Source organism: Variovorax sp. MPBD4-3, assembly GCF_058809745.1.
Window position 1 is genome coordinate 1 of record NZ_JBXASW010000094.1, and the last position, 15477, is coordinate 15477.

A 15477-nucleotide genomic window follows, 5' to 3' on the forward strand; every position below is an offset into this window, starting at 1 on the left:
CGGCGGGGGAGGCGGAGGCATCGGCCTCGGCCCGGGCTTCGGCGGCACGCCCGCGCCCACCGCGCAGAAGATCATCATCGACAGCGACTACAACACCATGAGCGACGACGGCCAGCTCGGCGTCATGGCCGCGCAGCTGCAGGCGCAGGGCAAGGTGCAGGTCATGGGCATCAGCGTGGTTTCGGGCAACCAGTGGCTCAGGCAGGGGGTGGCCGATGCGCTGAAGTCGGTCGAGCGGCTCGGCGTGGGCGAGCGCATCGGCGTCTACGTGGGAGCCAACTACGCGCTCAACCACACCTATGCCGACGTGCAGGCCGAGCTGGCCGCGGGTGCCGGCGGCGACGGCTACCTGGGCGCCTGGGGCGGACCGGAGCCCAGGACCGACGCCGACCTCAAGCCCTCGCCCGACGGCTTTGCCACCCACACCGTGGCGCAGCGCAAGGGCGCGGTCGATTTCATCGTCGACACGGTGAAGGCCAACCCCGGCGAGATCACCATCCTGGCCATCGGCCCGCTCACCAACATCGCGCTCGCAGTCAAGCAGAACCCCGAGATCGTGCCGCTCATCAAGCAGATCATCTACATGGGCGGCGCCATCGACGTGCCGGGCAACACCACCAAGGCGGCGGAATTCAACTGGTGGTTCGACCCCGACGCCGCGCAGTTCGTGGTGCGCCTGCCGATCCCGCAGGTGGTGGTGCCGCTGGACGTGACCGACACCGTGTTCCTCACCAAGCCCATCTACGACCGCATCGCGCACCCGGCCAAGCCCACGGCCGTGACCGACGTGTTCCAGAAGCTCAACGGCTATGGCTTCGACGGCAAGAACGGCTTCGAGACCAACCCGAACTACACCCAGAACATCTGGGACACCCTCACGCTGGCCTACCTGATCGACCCGAGCTACGCCACCCAGACGGTCGACCGCTACGTCGACGTGATCGCCAGGCCCGGCGCGCCCGACAACGGGCGCTCCATCGGCTATTCCTCGCAGCCCTCCGGCCCCACCCTGCAGAAGATGACGGTGGTGAAGAAGTTCGACAACGCGCGCTTCTTCGAGCTCTATGTCGACCTGCTGACGCGGCCGGTACCCATCACGCTGCCGGCGGCGAACTGAACGGTTCCATAAGCCACGCTTATCCAAACACAACCGGGAGATACCTTCCAGGCAGGCGCCGTCCTTCGGATACTCGCCCACGTCCGCAACCTCGCGGACGCACAACGATTCCGCCAGAGACAACGCCGTGCCCTCCGCCGCCATCACCGCCGTCGACAGCCATGCCCACGTGTTCGTGCGCGGCCTGCCCCTGGCGGCGACGCGCCGGCATGCGCCCGACTACGACGCCACGCTGGATGAATATCTCGGGCTTCTCGATGCGCACGGCGTCTCGCACGGCGTGCTGGTGCAGCCCAGCTTCCTCGGCACCGACAACCGCTTCCTGATCGACGCGCTGCATGCGTGCCCGGAACGCCTGCGCGGCGTTGCCGTGGTCGACCCGGGCGTTGACGGCGCCACGCTGCAGGCGATGGCCGCCGCCGGTGTCTGCGGCATCCGCCTCAACCTCGTGGGCATGCCGCTGCCCGATTTCTCGCAGCCCGGCTGGCGGCGGCTCTTCGCCCGCGTGCGCGCATTGGACTGGCATGTGGAGCTGCACCGCGAATCGCGCGACCTTCCGTTGGCCGCGCAAGCCGTGCTCGACGCCGGCTGCGCGCTGGTGGTGGACCACTTCGGCCGGCCCGCATCGGCGCCTGCATCTTCCGACGAAGGCTTTGCCTGGCTGCTCGATGCCGCGGCCTGCGGGCGCGTCTGGGTCAAGCTTTCGGCCGCCTACCGCAACTGGCCCGTGGCCTCCGAAGCCGCCGCCGCGCACGACGCCGCTCAGGCGCTGCTGAAGGCCTTCGGCCCCGATCGCCTGGTGTGGGGCAGCGACTGGCCGCACACCCAGCACCGCGAGATTGCCGACTACGCCGCCGCCCATGCGGCGCTGGCCGACTGGGTGCCCGACGCCGCCGCGCGGCGCCGCATCCTGGTCGAGACGCCCGCCAGGTTGTTCAAGTTCAAGACAGGAGACATCGACAAATGACCAACGAAATTCCGCGCGCGCGACTGCTGCGCGCCATTCCCCTCGCCCTCGCGGGCGCGGCCCTTCTGCTGAGCGGCATCTGCGCCCATGCCGAAACATGGCCTTCCAAGCCGGTTCGGCTGGTCGTCAGCTATCCGCCGGGCGGCACGGTCGACGCGGTGGCGCGCATCGTCGCGCCCAAGCTGTCGGTGAAGCTGGGCCAGCCGGTGGTGATCGACAACCGCGGCGGTGCCGGTGGCGCCATCGGCGGCGACCTCGTCGCCAAGAGCGCGCCCGACGGCTACACCGTGCTGCTCGACGCCTCCAACCATGCGCAGAACCCGGCGCTGCGCAAGATGCCCTTCGACACCCTGCGCGAACTGGCGCCGGTGTCGCTGCTGGTGAGGGTGCCCAACGTGCTGGTGGTGAATCCGTCGGCGCCGATCAAGAGCGTGGCCGACCTGATCGCGCAGGCCAGGGCGAAGCCGGGCGCCATCAACTACGCGTCGTCGGGCAACGGCTCGGCGCAGCACCTGGCGGGCGAGCTGTTCACCGCGATGGCCGGCGTGCAGATGACGCACGTGGCCTACAAGGGCGGCGGTCCCGCGCTCACCGACGTGATGTCGGGGCATGTGCCGGTGTTCTTCGCCAGCCTGGCTTCGAGCCTGCCCTTCATCAAGGACGGCAAGCTGCGCCCGCTGGCCGTGACCGGCAAGGCGCGCGCGCCGGCCTTGCCGCAGCTGCCCACCGTGGCGGAGGCCGGCCTGCCCGGCTACGAGGTCTACGAATGGAACGCGGTGTTCGTGCCGGCGGGCACGCCCGCGCCTGTGGCCGAACGGCTCTCGAAGGAGTTCGCGGCCACGCTCAAGGACCCCGAGGTGCGCGGCCGGCTCGAAGCGCTGGGCGCCGAGGTGATCGGCTCCAGCCCCGCCGAACTCGACGGCTTCCGCCGCGCCGAGATCGCCAAGTGGACCAAGCTCGCGAAGGACAACAAGATCCAGATGGATTGACGTCAGCCGCGCAGCATCGCCGCGAATGCATCGGCAAAGGTCGGCCGCGAGCGCGCCAGCCACAGCGCCGACAGTTCGAACGGGGGCAGCCCCGCGCCGTCGCGCACCTCGGCATAGCGCACGCCCTCGTGCCGCAGCGCGCGCACCGAGCGCGGCAGCAGCGACCAGCCCAGCCCCGCCGCCACGCATGACAGCACCGTCAGCGTGCGGTTGGCGTCCTGCACCACCCGCGTCTCGTGGCCGGCGCGGCGCAGCGCACCCAGCAGCTGCGCGCGCAGGGCGGGGATCTGCTGCTCCGGGAACCACACCAGCCCGTGCCGCGCGATGTCGGCGAGCGACACGCAGCCGTCCGCGTCCAGCGGCCATGCGGCCGGCAGCGCGGCGATCAGCGACTCCTCGCCCAGCCGCAGCTCGTGCACCCGGGCCGACACCGACACCGGCGGATGCAGCAGCGCGATGTCGATGCGCCCGCCCTCCAGCGCCGCCACCTGCTCGGCATTGCTCATCTCGCGCAGCACCACGTCGAGCTGCGGATGCCCGGCGCGCAGCCGGCGCAGCGCGTTCGGCAGCACCTCGTAGACGGCGTGCGTCACGAAGCCGATCGTGAGCCGGCCCGCGCGCCCGGCGCCCATCGCGCGTGCGCGCTCGGCGGCCGTGTCGCCGTAGGCCAGGCTGGCGCGCATGTCGTCGATGACGGCCAGGCCCGCGTCGGTCAGCGCGGCGCCGCGGCGCGAGCGCGTGAACAGCCGCGTGCCGAGTTCCTGCTCCAGCCGGTTCAGCGTCTGCGTGAGTGCCGGCTGTGCCAGGCCCAGCCGCTCGGCGGCCTTGGTGAGACTGCCGGCTTCGGCAATCGCGACGACGCAGCGCATCTGCCGGGTGTCCAAGGCCGCGCTCTCTTTTGCGTCAGAACGCTTCGCAGACCCGCAGCACTTCGGTCCCGTAGGCCTCGAGCTTCTTGGTGCCGATCCCGCTGATGCCCTGCAGGTCTTCGAGCGTGGCCGGCGCGCGCTCGGCAATGGCCGCCAGCGTGGCGTCGTGGAAGATCACGTAGGCCGGCAGGTTGTGCTCCTTCGCCACTTCGGCACGCCAGGCCTTGAGCGCCTCGAAGCGCTTCTTGCCGGTGTCGTCGAGCTTGGCGGCGGCGGGCGAGGGCGCGCCCTTGACGGTCTTCTCGCGCCGGGACTTGCGCTCCGCCGGCGACGACACCGATTCGCGCAGCGTCACCTGCGCCTCGCCCTTGAGCACGGCGCGCGAGCCTTCGGTGAGCTTCAGCGTGTTGAACGCCTCCGCGTCCACCGCCAGCGCACCGGTGGCGATCAGCTGGCGCAGCACGCCACGCAGCTGCACCTCGCTGAACTCCGCGCCGATGCCGAAGGTACTGACCCGCTCGTGCCCGAACTGCTTGACCTTCTCTGTGGCCTTGCCGCGCAGGATGTCCATGATGTGCCCCGCGCCGAAGCTGATGCCGCTCAGCTGCTGCACGCGGTAGATGGTGCTCAGCAGCTTGCGCGCGGCATCGGTGCCGTCCCACACCTGCGGCGGGTTCAGGCAGTTGTCGCAGTTGCCGCAGGGCGTGCTCTTCTCGCCGAAGTAGCCCAGCAGGCGCACGCGGCGGCAGTCGCTGGCCTCGGCCAGCGAGAGCAGCGCGTCGAGCTTGCCGCGCATCACCTGCTTGAACTCTTCGCCGGCGGGGCTCTCGTCGATCATGCGGCGCTGGTTCACCACGTCCTGCAGGCCGTAGGCCATCCAGGCGTCGGCCGGGCCGCCGTCGCGGCCGGCGCGGCCGGTTTCCTGGTAGTAGCCCTCGATGTTCTTCGGCATGTCGAGGTGGCCGACGAAGCGCACGTCGGGCTTGTCGATGCCCATGCCGAAGGCGATGGTCGCGACCATCACGATGCCTTCCTCGCGCAGGAAGCGGTCCTGGTGCTTCTGGCGCACCGCCGCGTCCAGACCCGCGTGATAGGGCAGGGCGTTGATGCCCGCGTCGCGCAGCGTCACCGCCACGTCTTCCACCCGCTTGCGCGACTGGCAATAGACCACGCCGGCGTCGCCTTCGTGCTCGCGCTCGATGAAGCGCAGCAGCTGCGTGGTGGCGTCTTTCTTCTCGACGATGGTGTAGCGGATGTTCGGCCGGTCGAAGCTGGAGACGAACTGGCGCGCCTCTTCCAGCTGCAGCCGCTCGACGATGTCGGCCCGCGTGAGCGCGTCGGCCGTGGCAGTGAGCGCGATGCGCGGCACGCCCGCATAGCGCTCGTGCAGCACGGTGAGCGCGCGGTACTCGGGGCGGAAGTCGTGGCCCCACTGGCTCACGCAATGCGCCTCGTCGATGGCGAAGAGCGACAGCTTGCCGCGCTCCTTCAGCGAATCGAGCTGCGACAGGAAGCGCGGCGTGTTCACCCGCTCGGGCGCCGCGTACAGCAACGTGATCTCGCCGCGCAGCATGCGGCGCTCCACGTCCTGCGTCTCTTCCCAGTCGAGCGTGGAATTGAGAAAGGCCGCGCTCACGCCGGCCTCGTGCAGCGCGCCCACCTGGTCGTGCATGAGCGCGATCAGCGGCGACACCACGATCGCCACGCCTTGCCCCGCGCGCTGCCTGGCGATGGCGGGAATCTGGTAGCACAGCGACTTGCCGCCGCCCGTGGGCATCAGCACCAGCGCGTCGCCGCCGCCCACCACGTGGTCGACGATGTCCTGCTGGGCCCCCCGGAACTGCGAATAGCCGAAGACCTCGTGGAGGATGTCGGCGGGAGCGCTGCTGCCGGAGGCGTCGATGGGGCGGGGAGCGAGAGAGGACACAGGCGGGGGAGTGAGGGGCGGAAAGTGGCTGAGGGGCGCGGGCCGTCGATTGTCCCCCAGTGGCACCCGAGTGGCCGTGGCACGAGGTTTGCAATGGTCGCCCCCGTCCCGCGCTCTTTCTTGTCTAGACAGCAAATCGGTGCATTTCCCAAGGAAGTGCACCAAAAATGACCTTCCGGGTTATCCTGTATATACAAGTTGGGGCGCTTGGCAACAATGCGAGGCGCGCGCAGCCCGGTCATCCGGCCCGCCGCCGAGCCTTTTTCCAAAGAACAGACCCAGGAGTACCCATGGTCAAGAAGACGGTAGTTGTGAAAGTCGCTTCGCTGCTGGCAGCAGGTGCATGTGCAGCGGGCATGGCCGGAACGGCCGCCGCCCAGGAAACGAAGATTGCGCTCGGCATGTCGGGCTGGACCGGCTTCGCGCCGCTCTCGCTGGCCGACAAGGCCGGCATCTTCAAGAAGAACGGGCTCGACGTCGAACTCAAGATGATCCCGCAGAAGGACCGCCACCTGGCGCTGGCCTCCGGCGCCATCCAGTGCGCGGCCACCACGGTGGAGACGCACGTGGCCTGGAACGCCAACGGCGTGCCCATCGTGCAGATCTTCCAGATGGACAAGTCCTACGGCGCCGACGGCCTCGCGGTGCGCGGCGACGTCAGCAAGTTCTCCGACCTCAAGGGCAAGACCATCGGCGTGGACGCGCCCGGCACCGCGCCCTACTTCGGCCTGGCCTGGATGCTCAGCAAGAACGGCATGACGCTGAAGGACGTGAAGACCACCACGCTGTCGCCGCAGGCTTCGGCCCAGGCTTTCGTGGCCGGCCAGAACGACGCCGCCATGACCTACGAGCCGTACCTCTCGACCGTGCGCGCCAACCCCGCCGCCGGCAAGATCCTGGCCACCACGCTCGACTACCCGATGGTGATGGACACTGTCGGCTGCGCGCCCACCTGGCTCAAGGCCAATGCCAAGGCCGCCGCCGCGCTCACCAAGTCGTACTTCGACGCGCTGGACATGATCAAGGCCGAGCCCGAGAAGTCGAACGAGCTCATGGGCTCCGCCGTGAAGCAGAGCGGCGAGCAGTTCGCCAAGTCGTCGGCCTTCCTGCGCTGGCAGGACAAGGCGGCCAACCAGAAGTTCTTCGCGGGTGAACTCACCAGCTTCATGAAGGAGGCCACGCCCATCCTTCTGGAAGCCGGCGTGATCCGCAAGGCGCCTGAAGATCTGTCCGTGACCTTCGATGCAAGCTTCGTCAAGTAAGGCCATGCCGCAGATGGCGCAGGCGCCGTCCGCCGCCGTGCCGGTCCCCGCGCGCCGCCGCGCGCTCGCGCCGCTCGAACCCATCGGCACGCGTGCGCGCGTGCTGCTGGGGCTCGCGTTCTTCGTCGTCTTCGTGCTGGTGTGGGCCGTGGCCACGCTCGGCGGCTTCGTGCCGCCGACCTTCCTGGCGAGCCCGCCGACCATGGTCAAGGAAGGCTGGCTGCTCTTCACCGAGTACGGCTTCATCGGCGACATCGGCATGACCGTGTGGCGCGTGTTCGGCGGCTTCCTGCTGGCGGCCGTGTTCGCGGTGCCGCTGGGCATTGCCATGGGCACATGGAAAACGGTGGAAGCCTTCTTCGAGCCCTTCGTCTCGTTCTGCCGCTACCTGCCGGCCTCGGCCTTCATTCCGCTGCTCATCCTGTGGGCGGGCCTGGGCGAAATGCAGAAGCTGCTGGTGATCTTCATCGGCTCCTTCTTCCAGATCGTGCTGATGGTGGCCGTCACCGTGGGGGGGGCGCGGCGCGACCTGGTCGAAGCGGCCTACACGCTGGGCGCCAACAGCCGCGGCATCGTGGCGCGCGTGCTCATTCCGGGCGCCGCGCCGGGCATCGCGGAAACGCTGCGCCTGGTGCTGGGCTGGGCGTGGACCTACGTGATCGTGGCGGAGCTGATCGGCTCCTCGTCGGGCATCGGCCACATGATCACCGACAGCCAGGCGCTGCTGAACACCGGCCAGATCATCTTCGGGATCATCGTGATCGGCGTCATCGGCCTGTTGTCCGACTTCGCCTTCAAGGCATTGAACCGCCGTCTGTTCGCATGGGCCGCACTGTGAAGAACCAACTTTCCATCCAGGGCGTCTCGCGCGTCTTCACCGGCAGCAAGGGCCAGCGCACGCAGGCGCTGCAGCCGATCGACTTCGAGGTGAAGGAGAACGACTTCGTCACCATCCTCGGCCCCTCGGGCTGCGGCAAGTCGACGCTGCTGCGCATCGTGGCGGGGCTCGACTTCCCGACCACCGGCCAGGTGCTGCTCGACGGCCAGCGCATCGAAGGCCCTGGCGCCGATCGCGGCGTGGTGTTCCAGAGCTACACGCTGTTCCCGTGGCTCACGGTGGCGCAGAACATCCGCTTCGGCCTGCGCGAGCGCGGCATGAGCGAGGCCGAGCAGAAGGAGCGCAGCGAGTTCTTCATCGCCAAGGTCGGGCTGCGCGGCTTCGAGCACCATTTTCCGAAGCAGCTTTCGGGCGGCATGCAGCAGCGCACGGCGATTGCGCGCGCGCTGGCCAACGACCCGAAGATGCTGCTGCTCGACGAGCCTTTCGGCGCGCTCGACAACCAGACGCGCGTGCTGATGCAGGAGCTGCTGCTGGGCATCTGGGAGTCGGCGCAAAAGACGGTGCTGTTCGTCACGCACGACATCGACGAGGCGATCTTCATGGCCAATCGCGTGGCGGTTTTCAGCGCGCGGCCGGGGCGCATCAAGACGGAGATCGCGGTCGACTTTCCGCATCCGCGCAGCTACACGATCAAGACGTCGCCGGAGTTCATGGAAATCAAGGCGCGGCTGACGGAAGAGATCCGCGCCGAGTCGATGGCTGCGGCCGAGCACTGACATGAACCTTGGCTTTTCTGTTCTTCGCGTTGTGTGTGGGAGGCGCTGTTCGGGGTGCGCTCACGCCGACGGGGTACCTTGCTCCGCGAATGTCCCCCGCCCTTCGGGCTCCTCCTTTATTTCGCTGCGCAAGGCACCCCATCGTCGTGATCGTTCAGAGCCGTCGTTGATCGGCCGGCACCAGAGCCGCGCCCTGTGCACACGCCCCGAACAGCAGCCGAAAGCGCAAAGATGAAGCGCGACCTCCCAACCCTCGCGCTCTATGCGCAAGTCAAGGATCACATCTCCCGCAAGATCCAGGACGGCACGTGGCCGCCCGGCCACCGCCTGCCCTCGGAGCACGAGCTGGTGGCGCAGTTCGGCATGGCGCGCATGACGGTGAACCGCGCGCTGCGCGAGCTGGTGGAGCAGGGCCGCATCGTGCGCGTGGCCGGCGTCGGCAGCTTCGTGGCCGAGAACAAGCCGCAGTCCACGCTGCTGCAGATCGCCAACATCGCCAGCGAAATCCGCCAGCGCGGGCACGACTACCGCTGCGAAATGATCGAGGTCGAACGCATCGCCGCCTCTCCGGACGTGGCTGCATGGCTCGACCTGCGCGCGGGCGACTCGGTGTTCCACAGCGCCTGCCTGCACCTGGAGAACGAAACGCCGGTGCAGCTCGAAGAGCGCTACGTCAATCCGCAGGTCGTGCCCGACTACCTCGAGCAGGATTTCACCGCCATGCCGCCCAGCGAGTACCTGGTGCGCAACGTGCCCTTCGACCAGATCGAACACGTCGTCGACGCCGTGCTGCCCAACCTGGAGCAGGCGCAGCGGCTCGCGATGGCGCCCACCGACCCCTGCCTGCTGCTGACGCGCCGCACGTGGATACGCAACACCCCCGTGACCTGGGTGCGCTGCCTGCATCCCGCCTCGCGCTACAGCCTGGGCAGCCGCTTCAAGGCCGACGGCAACCCGAGCTTCGGCTAGTTTTTTTTCGTCCTCGAAGACCTACGTTTTCTCTCGCAACCACTTGTATAGACAGGTTCACATGCCAAGCAAACACACCGCCCATCCAGATGCCACCTTGACCCTCACGCCCGGCAAGGTCGACCTTGCGACGCTGCGTCGCATCCAGGCCGGCGGCGTGCGGCTTGCGCTCGACCCGTCGGTGCGCGACGGCATGCTGAGTGCAGAGGCCGCCGTGCGCCACATCGTCGAGAACGACCAGGTCGTCTACGGGATCAACACCGGCTTCGGCAAGCTCGCGAGCACGCGCATCGGCAACGACCACCTGGCCGAGCTGCAGCGCAACCTGGTGCTGTCGCACAGCGTGGGCACGGGCGAGCCGCTGGCTGCGCCCGTCGTGCGCATGATCCTCGCGACCAAGGCGGTGAGCCTGGCGCGCGGCCATTCGGGCGTGCGGCCCGCGCTGGTCGATGCGCTGCTGGCCCTGTTCAACGCGGGCGTCACGCCGAGCATTCCGTGCAAGGGCTCGGTCGGCGCGTCCGGCGACCTCGCGCCGCTCGCGCACATGGCCTGCGTGCTGATCGGCGAAGGCCAGGCGACGCTGGCCGACGGCAAGCTCGTCGGCGGCGCGGAAGCCATGCGCAGCATCGGCCTCGAACCCTTCGTGCTCGGCCCCAAGGAAGGCCTGGCGCTGCTCAACGGCACGCAGGTGTCGACCGCGCTGGCGCTGGCCGGCCTGTTCGGCGCGGAAGACGTGTTCGCCTCGGCGCTGATGTCGGGCGCGCTGTCGCTCGAGGCCATCCAGGGTTCGATCAAGCCCTTCGATGCACGCATCCACGCCGCGCGCGGCCAGCCGGGCCAGATCGCTGTAGCTGCTGCGGTGCGCACGCTGCTCGAGGGCAGCGAGATCGTGCCGTCGCACGCCGACTGCGGCCGCGTGCAAGACCCGTATTCCGTGCGCTGCATTCCGCAGGTCATGGGCGCGTGCCTCGACAACCTCGCGCATGCCGCGCGCGTGCTGGTGATCGAAGCCAACGCTGCATCGGACAACCCGCTGGTCTTCACGGACACGGGCGAGGTCATCTCGGGCGGCAACTTCCACGCCGAGCCCGTCGCCTTCGCGGCCGACATCATTGCGCTGGCCGTCAGCGAAGTCGGCGCGATCGCCGAGCGCCGGCTTGCGCTGCTGCTCGACAGCGGCTTGTCGGGCCTGCCGCCGTTCCTGGTGCGCGACGGCGGCCTCAACTCGGGTTTCATGATCGCGCAGGTCACGGCCGCGGCGCTGGCTTCGGAGAACAAGTCGCTCGCGCATCCCGCCAGCGTCGACAGCCTGCCCACTTCCGCCAACCAGGAAGACCATGTGTCGATGGCCACCTTCGCGGGCCGCCGCCTGGCCGACATGGTCGACAACACGGCCGTGGTGGTGGGCATCGAAGCCATGGCCGCCGCGCAAGGCATCGAGCTCAAGCGCAAGCTCAAGAGCTCGCCGCTGGTGGAAGCCGAATTCGCTGCCATCCGCCAGAAGGTCGCCTTCCTCGAACGCGACCGCTACCTCGCCCCCGACATCGAAGCCATGCGCCAGTGGGCGCTGAAGGCCGAGCTGCCGGCCGCGCTGCTCGACATCCTGCCCAGCCACTCTTGAAACACATCCGACAGATAGGAGAACCACGCCATGAACGCTCCCGAGAAATTCGCCCTGAACAACCCCGACGCAACCGACCCGCGCCATGACCCGACGCGCGTGATCCGCGCCCCGCGCGGCAGCGAGCTCAACTGCAAGAGCTGGCTCACCGAAGCCCCGTTCCGCATGCTGCAGAACAACCTCGACGCCGAGGTGGCCGAGCGCCCGCAAGACCTGGTGGTGTACGGCGGCATCGGCCGTGCCGCGCGCAACTGGGCCTGCTACGACCAGATCCTCGCGTCGCTGAAGGAACTGAACGACGACGAGACGCTGCTCATCCAGTCGGGCAAGCCGGTGGGCGTGTTCAAGACGCACGAGAACGCACCGCGCGTGCTGCTCGCCAATTCGAACCTCGTGCCGAAGTGGGCCAACTGGGAGCACTTCAACGAGCTCGACCGCCAGGGCCTCTTCATGTACGGCCAGATGACGGCCGGCAGCTGGATCTACATCGGCAGCCAGGGCATCGTGCAGGGCACCTTCGAGACCTTCGTCGAAGCCGGCCGCCAGCACTACGACAACAGCCTCGCGGGCAAGTGGATCCTCACGGCCGGCCTGGGCGGCATGGGCGGCGCGCAGCCTCTGGCGGCCACGCTGGCCGGCGCGGTGTCGCTGAACATCGAGTGCCAGCAGTCGAGCATCGACTTCCGCCTGCGCACGCGCTACGTCGACAAGCAGGCGCGCGACATCGACCATGCCTTCGAGCTGATCAAGCAGCACTGCGACGCGAAGGAAGCCGTGTCGATCGCGCTGCTGGGCAATGCGGCGGACATCCTCCCCGAGCTGGTCAAGCGCGCGAAGGCCGGTGGACTGAAGCCCGACCTCGTGACCGACCAGACCTCCGCGCACGACCTGATCAACGGCTACCTGCCTTCGGGCTGGAGCGTGCTGCAATGGCAGGCCGCCATGAAGGACGCCTCGCAGCACGACGCGCTCAAGAAGGCCGCCGCCAGGTCGTGTGCCGTGCACGTGCAGGCCATGCTCGACTTCCAGGCCATGGGCATACCCACGGTCGACTACGGCAACAACATCCGCCAGGTGGCCTTCGACGAAGGCGTGAAGAACGCCTTCGACTTCCCCGGCTTCGTGCCCGCCTACATCCGCCCGCTGTTCTGCGAAGGCAAGGGCCCGTTCCGCTGGGTGGCGCTTTCGGGCGACCCGGAAGACATCTACAAGACCGACGCCAAGATCAAGGAGCTGTTCCCCGAGAACAAGCACACCCACCGCTGGCTCGACATGGCGCGCGAGCGCATCAGCTTCCAGGGCCTGCCGGCGCGCATCTGCTGGCTGGGCCTGGGCGAGCGCCACATCGCGGGCCTGGCCTTCAACGAGATGGTGAAGAACGGCGAGCTGAAGGCGCCCATCGTCATCGGCCGCGACCACCTGGACACCGGCTCGGTCGCCAGCCCCAACCGCGAGACCGAGGCCATGAAGGACGGCACCGATGCCGTGTCCGACTGGCCGCTGCTCAACGCCCTGCTCAACACCGCTGGCGGCGCCACCTGGGTCAGCCTGCACCACGGCGGCGGCGTGGGCATGGGCTACTCGCAGCACTCGGGCGTGGTGATCGTGTGCGACGGCACCGACGCCGCGGCCAAGCGCATCGAGCGCGTGCTGTGGAACGACCCGGCCACCGGCGTCATGCGCCATGCCGACGCCGGCTACGATATCGCCGTGGCCACCGCGAAGAAGCAGGGCCTGAAGCTGCCGATGGTGAAGTGACGGTAAGACGAAGGTAGAAAGAAAAAACGCGCTCATTCCCATCGAATGGGAATCAAGGCTTGGAAGTGAGAACGGCGAGCAAGATACTGCACGCCGCTTCATCCACTTTCGACCGCCAGCGACTGCCTCCGATGACGTCTCCGACCGACGCTCCCGCCCACAACGACCGCGCCCTGTTCGTGCTGTCGGTGCTGGCGCAGAGCAAGTCGGCGATGACGGCGGCCGAGCTGGTGCAGGCCACCGGCCTGTCGCAGAGCACGCTGTACCGGCAGATCGCCACGCTGCGGCGCTGGGGCTTCGTGATGGAGTCGGAAGGCCGCTACTCGCCGGGCCCGGTGAGCGTGCAACTCGCCACCGGCTTCGACGGCAACTCCGACCTCGTGATGGCGGCGCGCACCGACATGCGCGAGCTGGCCCGGCAGACGCATGAAAGCGTGGCGCTGGTCACGGCGGTGAACGACCGCGTGGTCTGCCTGGAGATGATCGACAGCGAGCAGTCGCTGCGCTGCTCCTTCGACCGCGGCCGCAGCGTGCCCGCGCGCGACGGCGCCAGCGCCAAGTGCCTGCTGGCCCACATGCCGCCGGACCAGCGCGACGCGCTGCTCGACGGGCTCGGCGAGAGCCCCGAACGCCGCGCCGAGCGCGCCGCCGAACTCGATGCCATCCGCGAAGCCGGCCATGCCGTGACCCACGGCGAGGTCGATGCCGGCGTGTGGGGCGCGAGCGCGCCGGTGCTGGCCTCGGGCCGCCGGCTGCGCGGCGCGATCACGCTCATGGCGCCGCTCACGCGGGTCGAGGGCATGGAAGCTGCATTGCTCCACATGACCGTCGTCACGGCGGCCCGCATCTCTCGCGCCCTGCAGTAGTCGCGCGCTGCTTTTTCTTTTTCATTCCCACGGAAGCCTTTCATCATGAACACCCGCCGCTCCCTCATTTCCGTTGCCGCCGCCGCGCTCTCCGGCCTTGCTCTCTTCGGCTTCGCCGGCGCCGCCCAGGCGCAGGGCGAGCCGCTGCGCGTGGCCACCGACGCCACCTTCCCGCCGATGGAATTCGTGGAGAACGGCAAGCGCACCGGCTTCGACGTGGAACTGGTCGAGGCCATCGGCAAGACGCTGGGCCGCAAGATCGAGTGGATCGACATCGACTTCAAGGGCCTCGTGCCGGGCCTCATTTCCAAGCGCTTCGACATGGCCGTCTCGGGCATCTACATCACCGACGAACGCAAGAAGGTCGTCGACTTCACCGTGCCGTACTACGCGGGCGGCCTGGTCGTGATGGTGAAGGACGGCAACACCGCCATCAAGACGCCGGCCGACATCAACGGCAAGAAGGTCAGCGTGCAGGTGGGCACCAAGTCGGTGAGCTACACCAAGGAGAAATTCCCGCAGGTGCAGCTGATGGAAGTCGAGAAGAACCAGGAGATGTTCAACCTGGTCGACATCGGCCGCGCCGACGCCGCCGTGACCGGCAAGCCCGCCGCCTACCAGTACGTGCGCACGCGCGGCGGCCTGAAGGTGCTGCCCGAGCAGATCACGACCGAGGAGTACGGCATGGCCATTCGCAAGGACACGCCCGAGCTGACCAAGGCGGTGAACGGCGCCATCGAGAAGCTGAAAGCGGACGGCACCTACGACCAGATCGTGAAGAAGTGGTTCAGCGCCAACGCCAAGTAAGCAGGCCATGGATCTCGATTTCTCGCCAGTCTGGCAGGGCTGGCCCGACCTGCTGCGCGGCGCGCTGGTCACGGTGGAGATCACCGCCTGCGCGCTGGCCCTGGGCTGCGTGCTGGGCCTGCTGGTCGGCATCGGCCGGCTGAACCCGAAGCGGCGCTGGATCTACGGCGCGTGCACCGCTTACGTGGCGGCCATCCGCGGCACGCCGCTGCTGGTGCAGCTGTTCATCCTGTTCTTCGGGTTGCCGCATTTCGGCATCCTGCTGCCGGCCTTCGTGTGCGGCGTGCTGGGGCTCGGCGTGTATTCGGGCGCATACGTGTCGGAGATCGTGCGTGGCGCGATCCAGTCGATCGACAAGGGCCAGACGCTGGCGGCGCAGTCGCTGGGCATGACGCCCGGGGTGGCCATGCGGCAAATCGTGCTGCCGCAGGCGGTGGTGCGCATGATCCCGCCGCTGGGCAACGAGTTCATCGCGCTCATCAAGAACTCGGCGCTGGTGTCGCTGCTGACCATCCACGACGTGATGCACGAGGGGCAGAAGATCATCAGCGTGTCTTACCGTTCGCTGGAGGTGTACCTGGCGATCGCGGTCGTGTACTTCGTGCTCACGGGCACCATGACGCTGATCCTGAGGCACTTCGAGCAGAAGCTGCGCCAGGGCGGGTTGATGCGATGAGCGGCGCATTTGTCTTTCTCCCTCCCCTTCCG

The 15477-nt window shown here is 68.3% G+C and carries 14 protein-coding genes; 12 read left to right on the plus strand and 2 right to left on the minus strand.

Annotated features, from left to right (window positions below):
* From AC1RVW_RS29380 to AC1RVW_RS29390, 3 genes are all read left to right on the plus strand, one after another.
* Positions 1-1117 (plus strand): nucleoside hydrolase (locus AC1RVW_RS29380; protein WP_493204211.1); only part of this gene is annotated, 1117 nt, incomplete at its 5' end.
* Between the two features lie 127 nt (positions 1118-1244).
* Positions 1245-2084, plus strand: coding sequence for an amidohydrolase family protein (locus AC1RVW_RS29385; protein WP_493204213.1), 840 nt, complete (start codon positions 1245-1247; stop codon positions 2082-2084).
* A complete protein-coding gene (locus AC1RVW_RS29390; protein ID WP_493204215.1) occupies positions 2081-3073 on the plus strand; it encodes a tripartite tricarboxylate transporter substrate binding protein in 993 nt (330 codons plus the stop codon). Before AC1RVW_RS29385 ends, AC1RVW_RS29390 begins: the two co-directional genes overlap by 4 nt.
* 2 nt (positions 3074-3075) lie before the next feature.
* On the opposite strand, the gene AC1RVW_RS29395 is transcribed toward AC1RVW_RS29390, so the two are convergent.
* Positions 3076-3957, minus strand: a complete 882-nt coding sequence (locus AC1RVW_RS29395; RefSeq protein WP_285411649.1) for a LysR family transcriptional regulator — start codon at positions 3955-3957, stop codon at positions 3076-3078.
* A gap of 19 nt (positions 3958-3976) precedes the next feature.
* The gene (gene recQ, locus AC1RVW_RS29400) at positions 3977-5869 is read right to left on the minus strand and encodes a DNA helicase RecQ (RefSeq protein WP_493204217.1); all 1893 of its coding nucleotides are present in this window, start codon (positions 5867-5869) and stop codon (positions 3977-3979) included.
* Positions 5870-6159: 290 nt separating this feature from the next.
* Between recQ and AC1RVW_RS29405 the strand changes: the two genes are divergently transcribed.
* From AC1RVW_RS29405 to AC1RVW_RS29445, 9 genes are all read left to right on the plus strand, one after another.
* Entirely contained in the window at positions 6160-7131 is a 972-nt protein-coding gene (locus AC1RVW_RS29405; protein WP_081271417.1) for an ABC transporter substrate-binding protein, read from the plus strand.
* On the plus strand, positions 7112-7969 hold the full coding sequence (locus tag AC1RVW_RS29410; RefSeq protein WP_172839971.1) for an ABC transporter permease: 858 nt from the start codon (positions 7112-7114) through the stop codon (positions 7967-7969). The genes AC1RVW_RS29405 and AC1RVW_RS29410 overlap by 20 nt, the downstream gene beginning before the upstream one ends.
* The gene (locus tag AC1RVW_RS29415; protein ID WP_285411650.1) at positions 7954-8748 is read left to right on the plus strand and encodes an ABC transporter ATP-binding protein; all 795 of its coding nucleotides are present in this window, start codon (positions 7954-7956) and stop codon (positions 8746-8748) included. Before AC1RVW_RS29410 ends, AC1RVW_RS29415 begins: the two co-directional genes overlap by 16 nt.
* A gap of 231 nt (positions 8749-8979) precedes the next feature.
* The gene (hutC, locus tag AC1RVW_RS29420; protein ID WP_093081817.1) at positions 8980-9717 is read left to right on the plus strand and encodes a histidine utilization transcriptional repressor HutC; all 738 of its coding nucleotides are present in this window, start codon (positions 8980-8982) and stop codon (positions 9715-9717) included.
* Positions 9718-9778: 61 nt separating this feature from the next.
* Positions 9779-11338: a histidine ammonia-lyase gene (gene hutH, locus AC1RVW_RS29425; RefSeq protein WP_493204221.1), complete on the plus strand. Its 1560-nt coding sequence runs from the start codon at positions 9779-9781 to the stop codon at positions 11336-11338.
* A gap of 30 nt (positions 11339-11368) precedes the next feature.
* Complete coding sequence (gene hutU, locus AC1RVW_RS29430) at positions 11369-13096, plus strand: urocanate hydratase (RefSeq protein ID WP_493204223.1); 1728 nt, start codon at positions 11369-11371, stop codon at positions 13094-13096.
* Positions 13097-13227: 131 nt separating this feature from the next.
* A complete protein-coding gene (locus AC1RVW_RS29435; protein ID WP_106936161.1) occupies positions 13228-13962 on the plus strand; it encodes an IclR family transcriptional regulator in 735 nt (244 codons plus the stop codon).
* A 45-nt stretch (positions 13963-14007) separates the two neighbouring features.
* Positions 14008-14769, plus strand: coding sequence for a transporter substrate-binding domain-containing protein (locus AC1RVW_RS29440; RefSeq protein WP_106936160.1), 762 nt, complete (start codon positions 14008-14010; stop codon positions 14767-14769).
* Positions 14770-14776: 7 nt separating this feature from the next.
* Entirely contained in the window at positions 14777-15445 is a 669-nt protein-coding gene (locus AC1RVW_RS29445; RefSeq protein ID WP_081271409.1) for an amino acid ABC transporter permease, read from the plus strand.
* Positions 15446-15477: the final 32 nt, after the last annotated feature.

Excerpts from the sequence above, each read along its gene's own strand:
- AC1RVW_RS29390 (WP_493204215.1), top strand. The coding sequence starts at position 2,081 with ATGACCAACGAAATTCCGCGCGCGCGACTGCTGCGCGCCATTCCCCTC.
- AC1RVW_RS29405 (WP_081271417.1), top strand. The coding sequence starts at position 6,160 with ATGGTCAAGAAGACGGTAGTTGTGAAAGTCGCTTCGCTGCTGGCAGCA.
- AC1RVW_RS29410 (WP_172839971.1), top strand. The coding sequence starts at position 7,112 with ATGCAAGCTTCGTCAAGTAAGGCCATGCCGCAGATGGCGCAGGCGCCG.
- AC1RVW_RS29415 (WP_285411650.1), top strand. The coding sequence starts at position 7,954 with ATGGGCCGCACTGTGAAGAACCAACTTTCCATCCAGGGCGTCTCGCGC.
- hutC (WP_093081817.1), top strand. The coding sequence starts at position 8,980 with ATGAAGCGCGACCTCCCAACCCTCGCGCTCTATGCGCAAGTCAAGGAT.
- hutH (WP_493204221.1), top strand. The coding sequence starts at position 9,779 with ATGCCAAGCAAACACACCGCCCATCCAGATGCCACCTTGACCCTCACG.
- hutU (WP_493204223.1), top strand. The coding sequence starts at position 11,369 with ATGAACGCTCCCGAGAAATTCGCCCTGAACAACCCCGACGCAACCGAC.
- AC1RVW_RS29435 (WP_106936161.1), top strand. The coding sequence starts at position 13,228 with ATGACGTCTCCGACCGACGCTCCCGCCCACAACGACCGCGCCCTGTTC.
- AC1RVW_RS29440 (WP_106936160.1), top strand. The coding sequence starts at position 14,008 with ATGAACACCCGCCGCTCCCTCATTTCCGTTGCCGCCGCCGCGCTCTCC.
- AC1RVW_RS29445 (WP_081271409.1), top strand. The coding sequence starts at position 14,777 with ATGGATCTCGATTTCTCGCCAGTCTGGCAGGGCTGGCCCGACCTGCTG.